This window comes from Acinetobacter sp. 802_lipA (assembly GCF_058242885.1).
In genome coordinates, this window is the sequence record NZ_JBZAYP010000001.1 from 2,907,686 (window position 1) to 2,926,947 (window position 19,262).

19 protein-coding genes are annotated in these 19,262 nt (G+C 39.0%); 11 read left to right on the plus strand and 8 right to left on the minus strand.

The window, feature by feature from the left end:
* Positions 1-320 precede the first annotated feature (320 nt).
* Positions 321-1,465, plus strand: a protein-coding gene (locus tag AC4CU3_RS14410; protein WP_126624276.1) for an IS3 family transposase whose coding sequence is annotated in 2 segments (ribosomal slippage) — positions 321-585 and positions 585-1,465 — 1,146 coding nt in all. Because the reading frame shifts where the segments join, the coding sequence is not laid out codon by codon here.
* A gap of 39 nt (positions 1,466-1,504) precedes the next feature.
* Here AC4CU3_RS14410 and AC4CU3_RS14415 read toward each other — a convergent pair.
* Together AC4CU3_RS14415 and AC4CU3_RS14420 are read right to left on the minus strand one after the other, a co-directional pair.
* Positions 1,505-1,666 carry a DUF2171 domain-containing protein gene (locus AC4CU3_RS14415; protein ID WP_490738338.1) on the minus strand — a complete coding sequence of 54 codons (162 nt, stop codon included), beginning with the start codon at positions 1,664-1,666 and terminating at the stop codon, positions 1,505-1,507.
* Positions 1,667-1,844: 178 nt separating this feature from the next.
* Positions 1,845-2,387, minus strand: a complete 543-nt coding sequence (locus AC4CU3_RS14420) for a serine O-acetyltransferase (RefSeq protein WP_279043832.1) — start codon at positions 2,385-2,387, stop codon at positions 1,845-1,847.
* 514 nt (positions 2,388-2,901) lie between these two features.
* Here AC4CU3_RS14420 and AC4CU3_RS14425 point away from each other — a divergent pair.
* Positions 2,902-3,120 carry a hypothetical protein gene (locus AC4CU3_RS14425; RefSeq protein WP_004696033.1) on the plus strand — a complete coding sequence of 73 codons (219 nt, stop codon included), beginning with the start codon at positions 2,902-2,904 and terminating at the stop codon, positions 3,118-3,120.
* 340 nt (positions 3,121-3,460) lie between these two features.
* On the opposite strand, the gene AC4CU3_RS14430 is transcribed toward AC4CU3_RS14425, so the two are convergent.
* Together AC4CU3_RS14430 and AC4CU3_RS14435 are read right to left on the minus strand one after the other, a co-directional pair.
* Positions 3,461-4,057 (minus strand): hypothetical protein, encoded by a 597-nt coding sequence (locus AC4CU3_RS14430; RefSeq protein WP_279043833.1) that lies wholly within the window; start codon positions 4,055-4,057, stop codon positions 3,461-3,463.
* A gap of 89 nt (positions 4,058-4,146) precedes the next feature.
* On the minus strand, positions 4,147-4,845 hold the full coding sequence (locus tag AC4CU3_RS14435; protein WP_004696037.1) for an exonuclease domain-containing protein: 699 nt from the start codon (positions 4,843-4,845) through the stop codon (positions 4,147-4,149).
* Between the two features lie 491 nt (positions 4,846-5,336).
* Here AC4CU3_RS14435 and AC4CU3_RS14440 point away from each other — a divergent pair, with 491 nt between their 5' ends.
* From AC4CU3_RS14440 to ahpF, 7 genes are all read left to right on the plus strand, one after another.
* Positions 5,337-6,596, plus strand: a complete 1,260-nt coding sequence (locus tag AC4CU3_RS14440) for an alpha/beta hydrolase (protein WP_279043834.1) — start codon at positions 5,337-5,339, stop codon at positions 6,594-6,596.
* A 156-nt stretch (positions 6,597-6,752) separates the two neighbouring features.
* Positions 6,753-8,006 carry a serine hydroxymethyltransferase gene (glyA, locus tag AC4CU3_RS14445; RefSeq protein ID WP_004982454.1) on the plus strand — a complete coding sequence of 418 codons (1,254 nt, stop codon included), beginning with the start codon at positions 6,753-6,755 and terminating at the stop codon, positions 8,004-8,006.
* Positions 8,007-8,176: 170 nt separating this feature from the next.
* Entirely contained in the window at positions 8,177-8,581 is a 405-nt protein-coding gene (gene rnk / locus AC4CU3_RS14450; RefSeq protein ID WP_004696044.1) for a nucleoside diphosphate kinase regulator, read from the plus strand.
* A gap of 312 nt (positions 8,582-8,893) precedes the next feature.
* Positions 8,894-9,682: a tellurium resistance protein gene (locus AC4CU3_RS14455; protein ID WP_201706619.1), complete on the plus strand. Its 789-nt coding sequence runs from the start codon at positions 8,894-8,896 to the stop codon at positions 9,680-9,682.
* A gap of 19 nt (positions 9,683-9,701) precedes the next feature.
* On the plus strand, positions 9,702-10,835 hold the full coding sequence (locus AC4CU3_RS14460) for a toxic anion resistance protein (RefSeq protein ID WP_259233020.1): 1,134 nt from the start codon (positions 9,702-9,704) through the stop codon (positions 10,833-10,835).
* A 33-nt stretch (positions 10,836-10,868) separates the two neighbouring features.
* A complete protein-coding gene (locus AC4CU3_RS14465) occupies positions 10,869-11,795 on the plus strand; it encodes a hypothetical protein (protein ID WP_279043835.1) in 927 nt (308 codons plus the stop codon).
* A 169-nt stretch (positions 11,796-11,964) separates the two neighbouring features.
* Positions 11,965-13,530: an alkyl hydroperoxide reductase subunit F gene (gene ahpF, locus AC4CU3_RS14470; RefSeq protein WP_348960226.1), complete on the plus strand. Its 1,566-nt coding sequence runs from the start codon at positions 11,965-11,967 to the stop codon at positions 13,528-13,530.
* Between the two features lie 284 nt (positions 13,531-13,814).
* Here the strand turns inward: ahpF and AC4CU3_RS14475 are convergent, their stop codons facing one another.
* The 3 genes from AC4CU3_RS14475 to AC4CU3_RS14485 all read right to left on the minus strand — a co-directional run bounded on the left by AC4CU3_RS14475 (position 13,815) and on the right by AC4CU3_RS14485 (position 16,376).
* Positions 13,815-14,069, minus strand: a complete 255-nt coding sequence (locus AC4CU3_RS14475; RefSeq protein WP_126037291.1) for a YfhL family 4Fe-4S dicluster ferredoxin — start codon at positions 14,067-14,069, stop codon at positions 13,815-13,817.
* Between the two features lie 14 nt (positions 14,070-14,083).
* On the minus strand, positions 14,084-15,484 hold the full coding sequence (gene trhP / locus AC4CU3_RS14480) for a prephenate-dependent tRNA uridine(34) hydroxylase TrhP (protein WP_279043837.1): 1,401 nt from the start codon (positions 15,482-15,484) through the stop codon (positions 14,084-14,086).
* 463 nt (positions 15,485-15,947) lie between these two features.
* Positions 15,948-16,376, minus strand: coding sequence for a Cd(II)/Pb(II)-responsive transcriptional regulator (locus AC4CU3_RS14485; protein WP_279043838.1), 429 nt, complete (start codon positions 16,374-16,376; stop codon positions 15,948-15,950).
* Between the two features lie 76 nt (positions 16,377-16,452).
* Between AC4CU3_RS14485 and AC4CU3_RS14490 the strand changes: the two genes are divergently transcribed.
* Entirely contained in the window at positions 16,453-17,091 is a 639-nt protein-coding gene (locus tag AC4CU3_RS14490) for a cation efflux transmembrane domain-containing protein (RefSeq protein ID WP_238954173.1), read from the plus strand.
* 142 nt (positions 17,092-17,233) lie between these two features.
* Here the strand turns inward: AC4CU3_RS14490 and AC4CU3_RS14495 are convergent, their stop codons facing one another.
* Positions 17,234-18,076 (minus strand): hypothetical protein, encoded by an 843-nt coding sequence (locus AC4CU3_RS14495; RefSeq protein WP_279043839.1) that lies wholly within the window; start codon positions 18,074-18,076, stop codon positions 17,234-17,236.
* A gap of 251 nt (positions 18,077-18,327) precedes the next feature.
* Between AC4CU3_RS14495 and AC4CU3_RS14500 the strand changes: the two genes are divergently transcribed.
* On the plus strand, positions 18,328-18,894 hold the full coding sequence (locus AC4CU3_RS14500) for a TetR/AcrR family transcriptional regulator (RefSeq protein ID WP_125274718.1): 567 nt from the start codon (positions 18,328-18,330) through the stop codon (positions 18,892-18,894).
* Positions 18,895-19,262: the final 368 nt, after the last annotated feature.

Below are 19,262 nucleotides of genomic sequence, written 5' to 3' on the forward strand. Positions count from 1 at the left end.
TGTGTTTGAGTGATTTTTATACTTTTACTATAGATCAATATTGATCAAGCTTAGATAGATGGATGTAGATGACGTTCTTTACATCTACTTAGTGTGTATATCATATGTAATACCAGCCCAAAGGCTGGTAGCTTTGCAGTTTTTTGAGTCTATGCTTCAATCCAATTATCTTTAATTTCTTGGGCATCTTTGCTTAACATCACCTGATTTTCTCGAATTTCTCTCACCCATGCACTCGGGATAAAGAGGTGGATCAGGAAATTTGAACAACACTTATAAGTGATATTTTGCTCCCCAAATGATGTTATAAACATCAATATATGGAGTATTTTATGGCACGTAGACCAAGAAGAAATCATTCAAATGATTTTAAAGCTAAGGTAGCACTTGCTGCGATTAAAGCAGAAAAAACACTTGCTGAATTGAGTGCTGAATTTGATGTTCATCAAAACCAAATTATCGACTGGAAAAATCAACTGATTTCAGCTTCCTCGCAAGCTTTCGATCAATCAAAAGCTCCAACAGAACCACCCATCGATCTAAAAAAACTACATGCAAAAATCGGTGAGCAGGCATTAGAAATTGATTTTTTAGAAGGTGTGTTGAAGAAACTGGGCCGCTTCAACCACAAAAGTTAATCGATGACTCACTTCAGATTTCAGTATCTAAGCAAGCTCAGCTGCTGAAAGTCTCCCGTGGTTGTTATTACTATCGCCCAAAACCTGTGAGTACATCAGATCTGAAGCTGATGCGGTGTATGGATGAGTTACATATGCAATACCCTTTTGCAGGTAGCCGTATGATGCGTGATTTGTTGAATCGTCAAGGACATCATATAGGACGACGTCATACACGTACTTTAATGAAGAAAATGGGCATTAATGCGTTATATTGCAAACCAAATTTAAGCCAGGCTAATCAAGCTCACCGCAAATATCCATATCTGCTCAAAGGATTGGCTATTCAGCGCAGTAATCAAGTGTGGTCTACGGATATAACGTATATCCCTATGGCAAAAGGCTTTGTTTATTTATGTGCTGTGATTGATTGGCATAGCCGCAAGGTACTTGCGCATAGAGTATCGATTAGTATGGAGGTTACATTTTGCATAGAAACATTAAATGAAGCTATTGAAAAATATGGTCGACCTGAAATATTTAATACAGACCAAGGCAGTCAGTTTACCAGTGATGCATTTATTGATGTATTGAAATCAAATGGCATTCAAATCAGTATGGATGGTAAAGGTCGATGGGTTGATAATGTGATGGTTGAACGATTATGGCGGAGCGTTAAATATGAAGAGGTGTATCTCAAAGCCTACAGCAATGTTTTGGATGCGAAGAAGCAATTAAACGCATATTTTGAATTTTATAATTTGAAACGACCTCATTCGAGTCTGGACAAAATGACTCCAGATGAGTTTTACTATGACCAGCTACCACAACAAAATAAGGTAGCTTAACTAGAGCAGAGTATCACTTATAAATAAGCTTTTAGTTGTTCAAACATGTGGGACCACCTCTATAATATGGTGTTTGCCATCGCCATGTTTAGTCAGTTTGATCTCTTTACCTTCTATATGGTCAACATCTCCAACTTTAGTGCCACATACGGCAATTACACTAGAATGTTCTTTAATGTCTGAAATATTAATCGTGGTCATGATGTACCTCTATTTTACTCATCGAACAAAAACGAAGATTTACCCTAACCTAATTTCTCCTATTCATCGGCATTTGAAATACAACAGCCACATATTATGTCTTAAAATTTACGGATTATAAAAATTGTCAGTCTGTGTTTTACTTATAGAGCGCTAAGTTGATTAAATTATGCTAATTTTATTTGTAATTCAGCCAGCGTTTATTTACTGAATTTCCAGCATTATTATAATGAATGACTTTTGCATAATTACCTACAGCTGTTGCATTATCAGGAATATCTTTGGTGACCACACTACCTGCACCGATGGTGGCATTATCGCCAATTTTAACATGGTCGATAATACAGACATTTGGGCCAATATAGACATTGTCGCCAATTACAGCAGCCTGACGACCGCCATTGGCACCAATCGTTGTAAACTGAGAAAGGTTGACATTGTTTCCAATCACAGTAGTTGGGTTGACAATCAAAGGTCCCCCATGACCGATGAACAAGCCATAGCCAATTTTTGTGGTGCAGTGGATATCGATCCCGTATTTCTTCTTCTTATAATAAAAAATAGGGTAGGCCAGTTTGCCGATCCACGATTTTGAAGCCGAAAGACGTAACCAAACGCTAAAGTTAAAACCACGATTAAACAAATAAGTTTTGAGAAATGAACTTAATTTCGTATTGCCACAATACCGATATAAATCACTCAAAATCAATTGCACTAACATGGAAAAGAACTCATAGGTTGAATGCGCGATTTTACTTGATTTGACGCTGAGATGTTATCTCGATTTTACCTTTCAGTATGGTCTCTTATTTTTAAAAAATATCAATTGGCTTTTATTTGTACAGTTGTTTCGAAATGTCATAGGCACTTGTCGAGAGTGAAAAATGCTTTTATATTGTACTTACAGTAGGTCGATAACTAAGACGCTATGATGTAGTTGGACGGATCAATGACAGCTCGTTGAGTTTGAAACGAAATGTTCAAACAATAAATCAGCACTAGCCTTCCAACATAGAAAAGCTCGCAGCAATGCGAGCTTTTTTTATGTAAAAATATATGACTATGTATCTCGGTTGTTAAGCATATTTGATTTAAGTTTATGATTTATAGTTATGATTTTGAAAATATTTATATAAATTAACATTGCGATAAATTCTAACAACTCTAATGGCGGTGCTGGAAAAAACTTGTGCTATAAGATTAAACAGAGCTAAAAAAAGAAAAGGAAAATGACCATGACTCAGCTTGTAGATGTAAAGGTAAAGGACCAATACAGCCAAACTTATAATGTGAAGGCCCAGTTAAGACAAGTACCTGAAAACTCCGAAGCAGAACGTTTGGATTTGTTTAAACGAATTGAACATATCGTTGTTGATGGTGAAGTGATTCTGCCTAGTATTGAACTGTTATTTGAAAGTCGACAAACGGAAAATATATACCGAGTTGTTGATTAACCCTATTGAAAAAAGCCCATGTTTACATGGGCTTTTTTATGGGCGATCTACGTCGAGTTGCGTTATCCCATTGCAGTATATAAGAGATAAATTTTTTTGAGCGATTATCTTGAAGGTCATAAAATAAAATCAGCATTTCACTTCACACATAGTTATTATTTATCAAGCTGTTTGATGAATGGTTCGAGTAACCATTGTGCCAAAGTATTATAAAGTCGATGAAAAACATTAAGATTTATTGCCTGAATGATAAAACAATAGATTGCTAATCAAACTCGTAGTCTTTAAATCTTAACTAAGGCCGAAAAAGACTCAATTATTATCCTTTGAATCTATTTATTTAGGCTGCCTGCAAACGCAACAGTGAGTGATTGATCTGTTGTAAGTGTTGGTTGAGTACTATGGGTTCTATTCGACTTTCCTGTAACGTCGTAATCCATTGCATTTGGCAGCGTTTGAGACTGTGTAAGTCTGTCGCCGATTGAATTTGAAGAATGAGTTGTTTTGCCATTAAGCCACAATAACGTTGTAATAAGCTCATCATCAAATCGCGTGTTTCTTCAAAGCTATAAGCTTTAAGCGGTGGGGCTGGGCTTTGTGTAGGGGTGGGTGGTGAAGGAGTCTGCGCTGTGCTGTCTAAATCTATTGGATTGACGTTATTCTGACTATTTTCGAGTACAGACGTCGATGATTGAGCCTCCGATGACGGCTGTATTGGGCTAGAGACGGGAGATGTTTGTATGGAATGAATTAAACCTAATTCAATTAATTGTCCGAGGATTTCAGGCGTTGCGATGCGTTGTTTGAATTGGTCAGCCAATTGTTCAAAATCTTCTGTACCAATTAAAACCAATAGTCGTCTTTGACGTGCATTGAGTGGGATATGACGTTGTTGTAAAGCATCTAAACCCAATGCTGTTTTTTGATAATGATTCATACCTTAATTTACTCCCCCGAACAAATAAATTAAGGCTGAACATACAGGGCAAAAATTACAACAATATTAAGAATTTATGACAATACATTTTAGAGCGTTTTAATGCTCGTATTTTCTAAAGCTTTACGTAAATACGGATCGAGTTCATCTTGACGCATTAACCACTGAATATAGTCAGCAGGGAGTTCGGCAATCGCTGTTCCGCGATGCTTGCCAAAATTAATGATTCGCGGAATACGAGCATCTTCAGAGACAGCAAATAATTGCTCCATGCTGTTTATTTTTAATTGATGAACCACATGCATTAAAATATTGGCCGTTAAAATAATATCCATATCGGCACGATGGGCTTTTTTAATCATCTCACGGGCTTTTTCACTACCTTTGGAGATCATATAAATGAGTGCCGAAATATTGTGCGCTTCAGCATCAGGCCAGACCAAACGTGCAAGGGCGAGTGTACAAATCGCTTTAATATGAGAAGTATCGACACCACATTTTTCGATAGCCCGAATATCATAATCAATATTATGACCAATGATGTACTGTGTTTCAGCAGGTAGTTTAAAGGTCGTATAGTGAGGCTTCCCAACGAGGTCTGACTCTAAAATATGATGCACAGCCATCGCTGCGAATGAGATTGGTTCATCGACGGTATAGAGCTGATCAAATACTTGGCTTTTGTCTAGGCTTAATTTGCCATTTGCAATTTCAATCGGTGCATATGCAATCTCAATGGGTTGACCATTTAGGGTATGGGTTTCTGTGTCGAGAATAATGGCTTGCATGTGCATATCCGAAAATTAAAAGCTGAACAAATTTATCATTTCCAAGACTATCAAGACAGCCTATGACAGCCAGATTTGTGGTTTATTCGATGATTTTGTAAGGTGATGTTGTTTAAATCATCTGGTGAACCTAGGTGATTAGAGATCAGACTTTATTGAGCAAGGGAAAAGTCGGAAGCTACTTGTCAATTTATTTAGGCAGATTACAAGGAAAATTTTTGCTTAAAATTAAAATAATTCTTTGGGATTCAGCTCAAACAACGACTAGGAGAGTGTTCCGCACCTGAATTCAGTTGTAGGGTCAGGATTTATTTTGAACTCCAAATTACCAGTTTTTATAACAATGGTAAGTGCTCACTTGCAGACAATGTTCACTTTGTATCATTCTCGTAACCAGTCTTGCCATGCGTCATTTTGAGGCGTAAATCATTAATGTATTCAAGTGATTTGAATCGTTACAACAAGAAAAAATGTCATTAAGGAATTTTAAGATGAAAAAACATATATTGGCCGTGTTCGTCAGTAGTTCTGTGCTTGTTTTAACAGCCTGTGGAGGAGGGGATGGCGATTCAACTTCTGTTATCGTAGATGATGGGGTGCCTAAAAATAATATTGTTAATCCAGTGGTTAGAGTCGAGGCTTATACAGATGTAGATATTAATGCTAATGTTGTGTTGGATAGTGTTAGTAGTTCTAAAACATTGATGACCTATTTAATGCGTGGGGTCAATGGAAGTGAAACGCAAGCAACAGCTTTAGTCTTTAAACCAAAAGGGCCAATGCCAGCAGGCGGTTGGCCGATCGTTGCATGGGCACATGGAACTACAGGTGTTGCTGATCAATGTGCCCCGAGTCAGCAAGGTTTAGGTGGAAACGAATTCTTAATTGCAAAGTTACTTGTAGCAGGTTATGCCGTGGTTGCTCCAGATTATGAAGGCTTAGGTGAACCTGGAGGTCGTGAGTTACATCCATTTTTAAATCTGAAAAGTGAGGCTTATTCGATCACAGATGCAGTTGTTGCCGCGAGTAAAAATTTGGGGAATACAACGGAGAAGCGCTGGACTGTTATTGGCCATTCTCAAGGGGGACATGCCGCATTAGGTGCTGCTGAGAATGCATCAAGAGCACAGCTCGATTACAAAGGCGCTATTGCCATTGCACCAGCATCCAACCTGAGTTTAATCCTCGCAGGTGGTGAGCAGCAAGCTGCTACGGAAACGGATCTAACGAAAAAAATTAATATTCTTGCGCCATTAGATACTTTTACTGCTTTAATTACAGCAGGATTAAGAAATCCTTACCCAGCATTACGCTATAGTGAAGTCTTTGAAATTCCAACAGATGATATTGCGAGACAAGCTGAGTCTCTATGTTATACGCTATTAGGAGGTACTTTTCGTGCCCCAATGGTCGATTACGCAGACATTTTTGGAACAATAGAGGGATATCCACGTACCCAAACTGGGTTTATGACCAATATTCCGGAAGTGAAAGATTTTCTGGCAAATGGTTCTCAGCCTTTGAAAAAGAAGATAAGTACTCCAATCATTATTTATCAAGGATCATTTGATGAGACTGTGCCTAGAACGGTTACGGATTTATTAGTAAATACTGCCCCAGCGGGGACAGTCATTACTTACAAAAATGATGGACTACTTGCTCCAGTTGATAAATGGAATCATACGACTGTTTATACTCGTAATTTGGATAATTTTGTGACCGATGTCAAAACTCTCATGCCAATTCAGTAATTTGCTTTGACTCAAATCGCTCATGGAGTTCTGCTTCATGAGCGATTTTTTATTTAAAACTGCGTAAAGTTCGTTCTCGAACTTTATAAACTTCATGCTACAATACGCGCCAATCTTAGCACGGCTTAAAAGCCCTAATTTCATAGGACCTCGCTAATGTTTGCCAATATCTCAATTGCTGAATTTGATCCAGAAATCGCGCAAGCAATCACAAATGAAGATGCTCGCCAAGAAGCGCACATCGAACTGATTGCTTCTGAAAACTATTGCTCTCCAGCAGTAATGGAAGCGCAAGGTTCAAAACTTACAAACAAATATGCTGAAGGCTACCCAGGCAAACGCTACTACGGCGGTTGTGAATATGTAGACGTGATTGAACAATTAGCGATTGACCGTGCTAAAGAGCTTTTCGGTGCAGATTACGCAAACGTTCAACCACATGCAGGTTCACAAGCAAACTCTGCTGTTTACTTAGCTCTTCTTAACCCAGGCGACACTGTTTTGGGTATGAGTTTGGCTCACGGTGGTCACTTGACTCACGGTGCTAAAGTAAGTTTTTCTGGTAAAACATACAACGCAATTCAGTACGGTTTAAACCCTGAAACTGGCGAAATTGATTACGAAGAAGTTGAGCGTTTAGCAGTTGAGCACAAGCCACGTATGATCGTAGCTGGTTTCTCTGCTTATAGCCAAATTGTAGATTGGCAGCGTTTCCGTGACATCGCGGATAAAGTTGGCGCTTACCTATTTGTAGATATGGCTCACGTTGCTGGTCTAGTTGCTGCTGGTGTTTACCCAAGCCCAGTTCAGATTGCTGACGTAACAACAACCACTACACACAAAACACTTCGTGGCCCACGTTCAGGTTTAATCCTTGCGAAAGCAAACGAAGAAATTGAGAAAAAATTACAATCAGCTGTATTCCCTGGCAACCAAGGTGGTCCATTGGTTCATGCGGTAGCGGCTAAAGCGATTTGCTTTAAAGAAGCAATGGCTCCTGAATACAAAGTTTACCAACAACAAGTGGTGAAGAACGCTCAAGCAATGGCTGAAGTTCTCATTGCTCGTGGTTATGACATCGTTTCTGGCGGTACAGAAAACCACTTGTTCTTGTTATCTCTTATTAAGCAAGATGTAACAGGTAAAGAAGCAGATGCATGGTTAGGTGCAGCTCATATTACTGTGAACAAAAATGCTGTACCAAATGACCCGCGCTCACCATTTGTGACTTCTGGTATCCGTATTGGTACACCAGCTGTGACGACTCGTGGTTTCGGCGAAGCTGAAGTACGCGAACTTGCTGGTTGGATCGCTGATATCCTAGACAGTAAAGGTGATGAAGCTGTGATTAACGCTGTTAAAGCGAAAGTTGAAGCTGTTTGTGCGAAATTTCCTGTTTACGCAAACTAAGTTCTGACTTGAGAAAGCCCCCTCAAGGGGGCTTTTTTTATAGCATTAAAAAATCAAAATCAGTTGAAATGTAATTTAGACTGCATTTCTGATATAACAGAAGTTATAGGCTAATAAATTATTTTTAATAAGAATTTTATTCATATCGTATTCAAATAGGAATGCAGCACATGGCAAACCCAGCAATTATCATTTCTGAGCAGGATCTTCATCGTTTAGAAACGATGTTAGAGCATCAGCCTAAACTTACACCGACCATGCAGTTGCTTGAAGAAGAATTGGCCCGCGCCGATGTTGTTGCTCCACAAGATATGCCTGCCAATGTGGTAACGATGAATGCAAAAGTTTTACTGACCATTGCGCCATCTACAGAAGCATCTGAAATTACCTTGGTTTATCCGCATGATTTTAAAGGCGAGAAGGGACAGGTCAATGTTGTAGCCCCAATTGGTGCAGCAATTCTTGGCTTAGCTGAAGGTCAAGAAATTGAATGGCCACAGCCAGATGGTCAAATGATGAAAGTCAAAATTGAAAAAGTGGTTTATCAACCTGAGCGTGAAGGCGATTATTTATAATATCGAAACACCCCATTTTTAAGCCATGTTGATCATGGCTTTTTTATGACTTCAAATATGCGTTTTTTTTCATAAAGGATTGTAACTCCATAGAAGATAAAAATAGAGTATGTATTGATTGGATCTTTTATTTCTATTCAATAGGTTTGAGTCCTAGTACGAATAGAGTACTTAATAACAGATATACCTTCATGATAATTTCTACGGCACAAAAGATGTCACAGCATTTTTGCAAAAATCTACATGTTATTTGACATAAAAGCTGTACTATAAAAATGATTTTATTCAATTTCTTTATTGGGTTAAAGCACTATGGCACAAATTGACGTTCTTGTTCCTTTAAGGGATATACCAGTCAATTCAGATGAACTTTTAAGTATCCAGCATAATGATTTGGTTCCGTTGCTGAACGATCAATATCGTCTCAATCATTATGCAGATAGTGTCATTCAAGCGCAGTCTGTGCTGTTAAATGGAGTGGACCCGCAGCTCACTTTACAGTTGAGTCAGACCATTGAGCAACTGATCCAGTCACTGGCTGACTCAAAAAAATACCTGAAGAAGCGCAAATTTAATGGGCTGCAAAAGTGGCTCGGGATTGATATTGAATATGGTTCAACCCAAGTTGAATACTATAAAAAACTGGATCAGCTGTTGGATCGAGCCAATCATCTCAGCCAAAAATTACAAATTGAAATTCAAAAGTCACAGGCGCGCTATCAGCAGTTAACAGGCTTACGTGAGCAAATGGCCAAATATATATCTGCGGCTGAAGCATTTTTACTGGAATATCCTAAATTTGTGAAGAATGCACATCCTTTAGATAATTTTGCAGAACGGTTATCCAAGAAAATAAACAGCTTGCAGACTTTGCAAAGCAGTAATGATATTGCGATCACTCAAATGCAATTGTCTCAGCAGCTTTCATTGAGTTTGTTGGACCGATATAAAGAGGCACAACAGGTCTTGATTCCAGCATGGCAATATCATGTCAAACAATCACAGCAATCGAGCTCGACAATTGAACTAGAAAAGCTCGATAATAGCCGTGAAAAATTGATTCATACCTTAAAAAAATCACTACAGAAACCAACACTTTAAGAAATAGATTAGGTGAATTATGACCAACTCAGAACAAAACAGTCTTGTGGTGGAGCCAACCACTGAAGTGATTGAACATAAGTTTCAACAGTTAAATTTGCAAGAAATTGGCTTGCAACAAGATGACTTCAATGCGGTCTTGGCAGCTCGGAAAGAGTTGGCAGAAATCAACCATAACGCCGTGGCGGAGTATGGTAAAAATATTGCGACACAAACCTCAGGATATACCGATGAGTTGTTAAATTTGGTGCAAAACAAGGATCTTGATGAAACAGGGCAAAAGCTGAATCAGGTGGTACAAGTCGCACAACAGCTCAATACCTCAAGTATCTTAAATAAAAAGAAAAATTCAGGTTTCTTCGGTGGCTTGATGAGCAAAATTAAAGGGGCAAAGAATAATATTGATATGCACTTTAATACCACCAAAGAGCAGATTGATACTTTAGTGAAAGAAATTGAAAAATCACAGTCTGGTTTAAAAGCACGTGTTGATACACTAGATCGGATGTTTCATGGTGTACAAAGTGAATATAAACAGCTCGGTGTGTATATCGCAGCGGGTCAGTTGAAACAGGATGAAATTCAGCAGGAAATCTCAACGCTGACTTCACAGGCACAAGATCAAACCACGACACAGAGAGTTTACGACCTCAATCATTTAGCCAATAATTTGGAAAAACGCGTGAGTGATTTGCAGGTTTTACAACAATCAGCCATGCAAACATTACCGATGATTCGTATTATCCAGTCTAATAATTTGATGTTGGTCGATAAGTTTTATGCGATTAAAAACATCACATTGCCTGCATGGAAAAATCAAATTAGTTTGGCGATTTCTTTAAATGAGCAGAAGAATAGTGTGCAGTTGGCCAATACCATTGACGATGCGACCAATGACTTATTGAAGCGTAATGCCGATTTGTTACATCAAAACTCAGTAGATACAGCAAAAGCCAATCAACGTTCAGTGATTGATATTGAGACGCTTGAACATGTACAAAACACCCTCATTAAAACAGTAAATGATGTGATTCAAATACAAAAAGAAGGGATGCAGAAACGTGCTGAAGCAACCACACGTTTGCGTAGTTTGCAGGACAATTTGAATCAACTGGTTTTAGACTCAAGTTCTAATCGTACGACACCATCTTAATGCCCAGTTGCGTGGTCGATAGAGGAGAAGTATTTGCCTTCCTTAGATGAGTATGTTGTTCAGCCTCAGCACATTGAACAAGGCGTGGTTGCACTCAAACAACGTCAACGTAAACTGAGTTTATGGTGTATGTTGAGTGCAGCCCTGTTTATTGCCTCCAGCATTAGCTATTTTCTACAACCTGATTTTGTCTATAGCTTTTTTGGACTGAGCACAGAAATACAGCAACTACATATGCCCATGAGTATCGATGCAAATTTAGCATCACTTGGACATCAGCCAGATTATTTTCTGAATTTGCTGTCGTGGTTTGGTTGGCTTGTGCTCAAGATTATGGTGTCTTTTATTGGGGCATTCATACTGGTGCACTATGCACGGAAAATTCATTTTTTCTATGTACGTTTTCAATCTTTTATACTGAAGTTTGTGGCATGGCTGATTGCCTTTATTCTGCTTTGGTCTGGGCTGACTTATGTGCAATATGATTTAAAAGATGATGAAAGCGAGGCTTTTCAGCAAATCGTACACTACGATAAAAATATTCAGCAAAGTGAAATAGCGCAGTATTTGCAGCAGTCACGAATACAAATGCCTGTAAAACATTATTTGCTTGCGCAAACGGCGTTGTTACACCAACCTGTCGATAAAAATGCAGCCATTCCGCATGTGCTTGCTCTGGTCCAAGCAGAAAAAACCGATTCACATTTTATTGAATATGGGTTTAAGCCTGAACAGTTATGGACGATGCAGCATCAACTCTATGGCAAAACACTCACGCCGATGGCTGCAAGTGTAGAAAAACAAGTTCAGCAAGCAGCACAGTTCACTACGGTCATGCAATTCTTCTCGCTTATCTTGATGCTACTAATGGCAGTGCTGAGTCTTGTGTTGTTTGGTCTGACACGTCAGTTAAAAGCCAGAACTTTAAGAATTGAACAGCGGATGCAGAGTGAATCCTAAGCTTTGACTTCATTTAAAGTCCTGCGTTTAGTGTGACTTTAAATGATGGATATCCTTAAATCTATAAAACCGATTATTAAAATAAAAACAAACTGTTTTATCTATTTTTAGATTTACTCTATGATTCTTCTATCAAATAAATTTATAGACTGCTTTGGAGAGCTTAACAATGTTAGATCAAAATACTTCAGCTCAATTAAAAACACTTCTTGAACGCCTAGAAGGTCCGATTGAATTGGTTGCGACTTTGAACGGTACTGAGAAATCAGACAAAATCAAAGAATTGGTTGAAGAGGTTGCAGCACTGTCTCCACTGGTGACTGCACGTTTTGATGGTCAAAACTCACGTGCACCGAGCTTTGGTGTGGCAAAGGCCGGTGAAGAGCCGCGTGTGTTCTTTGCGGGTTTACCGATGGGGCATGAGTTTACCTCTTTGATCTTGGCATTGTTACAAACCTCAGGTTATGCACCCAAAGTATCGGATGAAGTTTTAGCTTCAATCAAAGGTTTAGGCATCCAGTCTGACTTTGACGTCTTTGTCTCTTTAAGCTGTCATAACTGTCCAGATGTGGTACAAGCGTTGAACCTGATTGCCATTTACAATCCGGGCACGACAGCAACTATGATTGATGGGGCATTCTTCCAAGACGAAGTTGAAGAACGCAAAATCATGGCTGTACCAATGGTGTTCCAAGACAACCAGCATATCGGTCAAGGCCGTATGACCTTGGAAGAGATTGTTGCCAAACTGGATACCAATTCAGCAGCTAAAGAAGCTGAAAAACTTAATGCCAAAGATGCTTTTGATGTTTTAGTGATTGGTGGTGGTCCTGCGGGAAATACCTCTGCCATCTATGCAGCACGTAAAGGCATTAAAACCGGGATCGTGGCTGAACGTATGGGTGGTCAAGTCATGGATACCATGGACATTGAAAACTATACCTCGATTCAAAAGACTCAAGGGCCGAAGTTTGCTGCTGAAATGGAAGCACATGTACGTGAGTATGGTGTGGACATCATGAACTTACAACGTGTCTCTAACATCAAAGGTGCGGATGAGACAGCAAATGGCTTGGTTGAAGTCACTTTAGAAAATGGTGCGAAGCTTGAATCTAAAACTGTGATTCTTTCAACAGGTGCACGTTGGAGAGAAATGAATGTGCCGGGCGAAGCAGAATACCGTACCCGCGGTGTTGCCTACTGCCCACACTGTGATGGTCCACTGTTTAAAGGCAAACGTGTAGCAGTAATAGGCGGGGGGAACTCAGGTGTCGAAGCGGCGATTGATCTTGCTGGGATTGTTGAACATGTGACCTTGGTTGAGTTTGATACCAAACTACGTGCTGACCAAGTGTTGCAAGATAAATTGCACAGTTTGCCTAATACCACAGTGATCCTGAATGCACTCTCAACTGAAGTTGTGGGTGATGGTTCACAAGTGACAGCATTGAAATATAAAGACCGTGCAACTGATGTAGAACATTCGGTTGAGCTTGCAGGAATCTTTGTGCAAATTGGTTTATTGCCAAACACCGATTTCCTCAAAGAAACAGCGGTTGAGCTTTCAAACCGTGGTGAGATTGTGATTAACGATCGCAACGAAACCAATGTCAAAGGTGTATTTGCCGCAGGTGACTGTACGACAGTGCCATACAAGCAAATTATCATTGCCACAGGTGAAGGCGCAAAAGCATCATTGTCTGCTTTTGATTACATTATTCGTTCTGGGCTGTAAGTGTAAAATGAAAAAGCCAACGCTCTCCCAAAATATACGTTGGCTTTTCCCCTTTATGTTGTATCACTGATCTTTGGTTTTACCCTTGATAGGAACTGAGTCACTAACAGCTCAGTTCCTTTTTTCGTTTAAAGCAAATATCTTCTACAAAGAAAAAGCCAAAGTGCTCCCCAGTCACTTTGGCTTTTTCATTTAGTTTTTGTTTATTGTTATTCTTTGCCCAGTTTTTGTTTTGAAACTCTGAGTGTGGTCAGTACTCGGTTTCTTTTCTACTTTCCCCAAGGTTAGACGCTAAATAAGTTCAATCCTTTAAATTTTTCTAACAGTTGTTGCTGTGTTTCAATGTGTTCTGGATGTGGCTCGATACAAGCAATTGGGCAAACATCGACACAGGTTTGGGTGTCATAAAAACCAACACACTCGGTGCAACGGCTGACATCTATTTCATAAATTTTATCACCTTCAAAAATAGCGGTATTGGGACATTCGGGAAGACACATATCACAGTTAATACATGCATCCGTTATTCGTAGTGCCATGGCAATATCCCCAGTCAGCTTGCAACATAGGCCAAGGCAGGCGCTGAAATATCGGCACTTGAATGCGGTAAATTACGAATGAGTAGGGCATAGCGCATGTCGACATCAGCAGGAACAGGGATTTCAACCACATGCCCTGAGCCTTTCGCTTCAAGTATTAGATTGCCTTTTTTATCGAGGATTTCTGTTAGTTCAAAAGTGATGTTGCCTGAAGTGGTCATGAGTTCGAGCACATCGCCCACTACAAAACGGTTTTTGACATCGACTTTCAGATAATCGCCATTGCGTTCCAAAATTTCACCGCAGTATTGTTGATGGTCAAAACTGGATGAACCATTTTCATAGTTTTGATATTCGCTATGTACGTGGCGACGTAAGAAACCTTCGGTATAACCGCGGTTGGCTAGACCTTCGAGTTGTGTCATGAGTGATGGGTCAAAAGGTTTACCTGCAAGCGCATCATCTATGGCTTTGCGATAAATTTGGGCGGTACGCGCACAGTAAAAATAAGACTTGGTACGCCCTTCAATTTTTAAAGAATGGATGCCCATTTGAGTCAAGCGCTCAACATGCTGCACCGCGCGCAAGTCTTTTGAGTTCATAAAGTAAGTACCATGTTCGTCTTCTTCAGCAGCAAACATGTCTTCTTCATGACGTTGTAGTAATACGGGTTCATCGAACTGATGTTGTGCTTGCATATGCAGTTCATCAGCATCAGAGTTTGAACAGCAATTGGAGTCTGTATTCAGATTTTGGACTGGGATTACATCACCATTTTCATCTTGATGAGTCTCATGTACTTTGTATTCCCAACGGCAGGCATTGGTACATGCCCCTTGATTGGCATCACGCTTATTCATATAGCCTGAAAGCATACAACGTCCAGAGTATGCCATGCATAGCGCGCCATGCACAAAAACCTCAATTTCCATGTCAGGCACTTGCTGCTTAATTTCTTCAATTTCATCAATGGATAGTTCACGAGACAAAATGACCCGGGTCAGTCCCATGTTTTTCCAAAACTTCACAGTAGCCCAGTTGACAGCATTGGCTTGAACCGAAAGATGTACATCCATGTCTGGAAAATGCTCGCGTACCATCATAATCAGCCCTGGATCTGACATGATCAGGGCATCGGGTTGCATCGCAACCACAGGTGTGAGGTCACGAATAAAGTTTTTGAGTTTTGAGTTATGTGGTTGAATATTGACGACCACATAAAACTTTTTACCTAAGTCATGCGCTTCTTGAATGCCGATAGCTAGATTGTCATGGTCAAATTCATTATTGCGCACACGTAAACTGTAACGAGGTTGTCCGGCATAGACCGCATCTGCACCATAGGCAAATGCATAACGCATATTTTTAAGCGAACCTGCAGGAGAAAGAAGTTCAGTAACGTGATGAATGCTCATGATTAAACTAAGGCATATAAAAAATATGGGTTTATTGTAGGGCTTTAAAAAATAGATTCAACCTAGTAAAAAACTCGGAATTTGAGCGGGGGATAGACGCGAAAATCACACATTCAAATGTTCGATTTGAGTGCTAAGTGGTAAATGTTTGAATATATGATTTTATGTGGCTAAGGATAAAAATGAATTTAAATTCCCTTGTTTTATAAAGTAAAAGATCTGTTATATAAAACTTACTTGTCGTTTTAATCATCAAAAAATTGGAGTTCTTTGTGGCCTTTTATCCGAAATAATTAGAGATCATTTTTATTAGATTTGATGTGTGGCTAGATTTTTTATTTCTGAAATTATTAAAAAATTAAAGAAAATAAGAATAAAAATCCTACATTGACGATGTAAGGTTCGGGTAAATAGGTAGCAAAACCGAGTAATACCCATATTCTAAATTCTGCGTTGATGTGTTTTATACATCTAGCCCTGCTTCAAGATGTCTTAAAATTTGACAATCATCAATGGTTGATTGAGTTGCGCAAGACTGCCGAAGTTGTTGTAGTTGTATCTGAAATTTTTGCAATTCAATGATTTTTTGTTCGACTTGTTTCAAATGCTCATCGATCAGTTGATTGACCGCACTACAGTCTTGTTGAGGCTTTTGCTCCAGTTCAATCAGGTATTCAATTTCTTTGAGTGAGATATCCAGCGCGCGGCAACGTTTAATAAAAATGAGTCGTTTAAGTGCATCATCTTGATAATAGCGATAATTATTGTCCCCGCGAAAAGAAGGCTCTAATAAATGCTTTTTTTCATAGAAACGAATGGTATCGGCACTTAATCCTGTTTTATGGACTAAGTCTTTCATTAAATAAACAGGAGATGCGTTTTGTTGATTCATTTTGCTTGACCCTAGAGCGACTCCATAGTTTTTAATCATAATAGAAAATGATTAGGTCTGGATAGAGGTTGTGTATATGGCATGTTCTTCTTGCAGTTGTGCACCCGCACCGCAAAAGCCAAATAGTAAGTTTAGAACGGCATTGTGGATTGCCTTATTGATCAATTTAGCCATGTTTGTGGTAGAGCTCATTGGTGGGGCTTATGCACATTCATCATCTTTATGGGCTGATTCTTTAGATTTCTTTGGTGATGCAGTCAACTATGGTATTTCCCTAGCGGTACTTGGTGCGAGTTTGTATTGGCGGGCGACAGTGGCACTGCTCAAAGGCATTACAATGGCGTTGTTTGGCTTGGTGGTGATTGGTAAAGTGATATATGCCTATGCTTTGGGAATTCCACCTGAAGCCATGACCATGGGGGTGATTGGTGTGATTGCTTTGCTCGCGAATGTGGTTTGTGCCGTCATTTTATATGCCTTTAGAGAAGGTGACTCTAATATGCAATCGGTCTGGCTTTGTAGCCGAAATGATGCGATTGGAAATGTGGCGGTTATTTTTGCTGCAATAGGTGTGTTTGGTACAGGCAGTTTGTGGCCAGACATAATCGTGGCAGGCATTATGGCGACTTTAGGTATGACTGCGGGTTATCAAGTGGTGAGCAAAGCATTATCTGAGCGCAAAAAAAGTGTATTAGAAAATTCGACTGCACAATAAAAGTGAGAGTGCTTCTACGGTTTAATTCTAGATTTAATGCTACTGCTGGAAATTAATGATTGGCATTCATAAGATGTGAATTCACTCCATATTCAAGAGTTGGATACGTGAGTGTACAAGGATGTTTAGCTACTGAGGTGAATTAATGAGTGCGTAAACTCATTTTGCTCCAAAAGTTATTCCATAGACTTAAATATTCAGTTTGAAGTTGCTGGAAATACAGAGCTTGTTCAGATTTATAGCATTGTGTGAATAGCACCCAAATGTCGTCTTCATGATTGTCATCGTTAGCAAGGGTTGTATCACATGTTTCTGCAAGACCATGACATGCATAGTAGCCTTGGGTAAATGAAGGATCATAGGCTGCAAGATTAGTTCTGAGTGCTTCACTAAACTTAATCACTTGTAGTTCGGTGCAAGCTAAAATGAGCAGCAAGTCTGCATAAGAATGAATATGTTCTTGAATAAATTGTGCAATTGCAAAAGCTTCAGGCTCGGTCTGTTTTTGATCGGTGACATTGACCCCAAGTTGCTGCATTAATTGAAGGAAATAGACCAAATGCGATTTAGAGGGTGAACTTTTCTCAAGTTGGTGAGTATTAAAACCTAGTTCATCTAAAAGATTCAACGATAGTAAATAGCGTGCATATATTTTGGCTGCAATGCGGTCTTGCTCCACGATATTACTGTCGTGCTCAAGTTGCAGCGCTTGATACATAGCCATACTCAAAGCATCAGTGAAAATTTTAACAATGGCGGTAAAATAATTCAGATGAATAAATTTCAGCTGTTCAAGGCTCTGTTGGCATTGATGCAGCCGTGTCAGTATCGGATGTTGAAATAAAATATGTTCAGCTGTCGTTTGCTTTAAATGGCTGATCGCTTGAGTATTGGCTGCCCATGACGTTGAGCTTAAGGATCGTTCAATAAAGCGCAAAACTTCTGAGCGGGTGTGTTCAGACTGGGTGAAGGAGAGAACATTCATATACGAGGTAAATTTTAATTGTCATCATTTTTATCATAGTGAAAAAGACTCGATTCTTCTAGTGTTTTATTTATCTTAAAAACTATATATTTCAAATGCTTATTTTAATATTGATATTGTTTCTTATAAAAAAACGGTGTTGATCTGAATTTGATATATAATATCGTCTTCAATCGATGTATTTCGTTTTCATGTGCTGTTCTTTTGGGTTAATGGCTTAATTTTAAAGTTTTGTGCATCAGGTAAAATAAATGTCAAAAAAAGAAGACATCATTAACACAGCGCTTAATCTCTTTAACTCACATAGTTATAATTCTATCGGTGTGGATCGAATTATTAGTGAGTCTGGCGTTGCTAAAATGACGTTTTACAAACACTTCCCATCTAAAGCTAAATTAATTGAAGAATGCTTAGTGACCAGAAACAAAAAATTACAGCAGTCGCTTGAAGCGACGATTGCTGCATGTGACCCCAGTGATTATCTCTCCCATATTCGTGCAATTTTTGAATGGTACCATGCATGGTTTCATAGCGCGGATTTTAATGGTTGTATGTTCCAAAAGGCAGTTGAAGAAATTTCAAAAATTTATCCGTCTTCGCTACAGCCTGCAATTGATTATAAAGAATGGTTAAAAGGCAAGCTATGTCAGGCTTTGAATCGTCTAGGTGTGAAGCAGGATGAACAGTTGGCGGCTTTTTTATCGAGTATTTTGGATGGCATGACCATACAAGCGCAAATCGATCCGAACCAAGTGCATTTGGAAGATTATTGGAAGCGTGTGAACACTTTAATTCAAATGGAACTCTCGGCTGCTTAATATATAAACTTTGATTTTAAGTTTAACTCAATACACATTATCTTGCTGGCTTAAATACATTTTAAATAAATCAAGTGCAAATAAATAAGCGCGATAACGGTTAGGTTATCGCGCTTTGCTGATAATGATTATGTTCCATATCGCACATTATTTTACAATAAAGCATGATATGAATATGAGCAACTTAATGTGCCTTCTTATATTTTTTGTACCCTCTGAATGTTTTCGGTCATTCAGTATTTCAGCAAAAATAGACAGACTTGTCTGTTTTGTTGAATTATAGAGAATTTGTGGAGAAAAACAACCAATCTCTCATTATCTTAGCTGAAATTTATTCATTATGCTTAATATTCCTTAAAATATGTAGG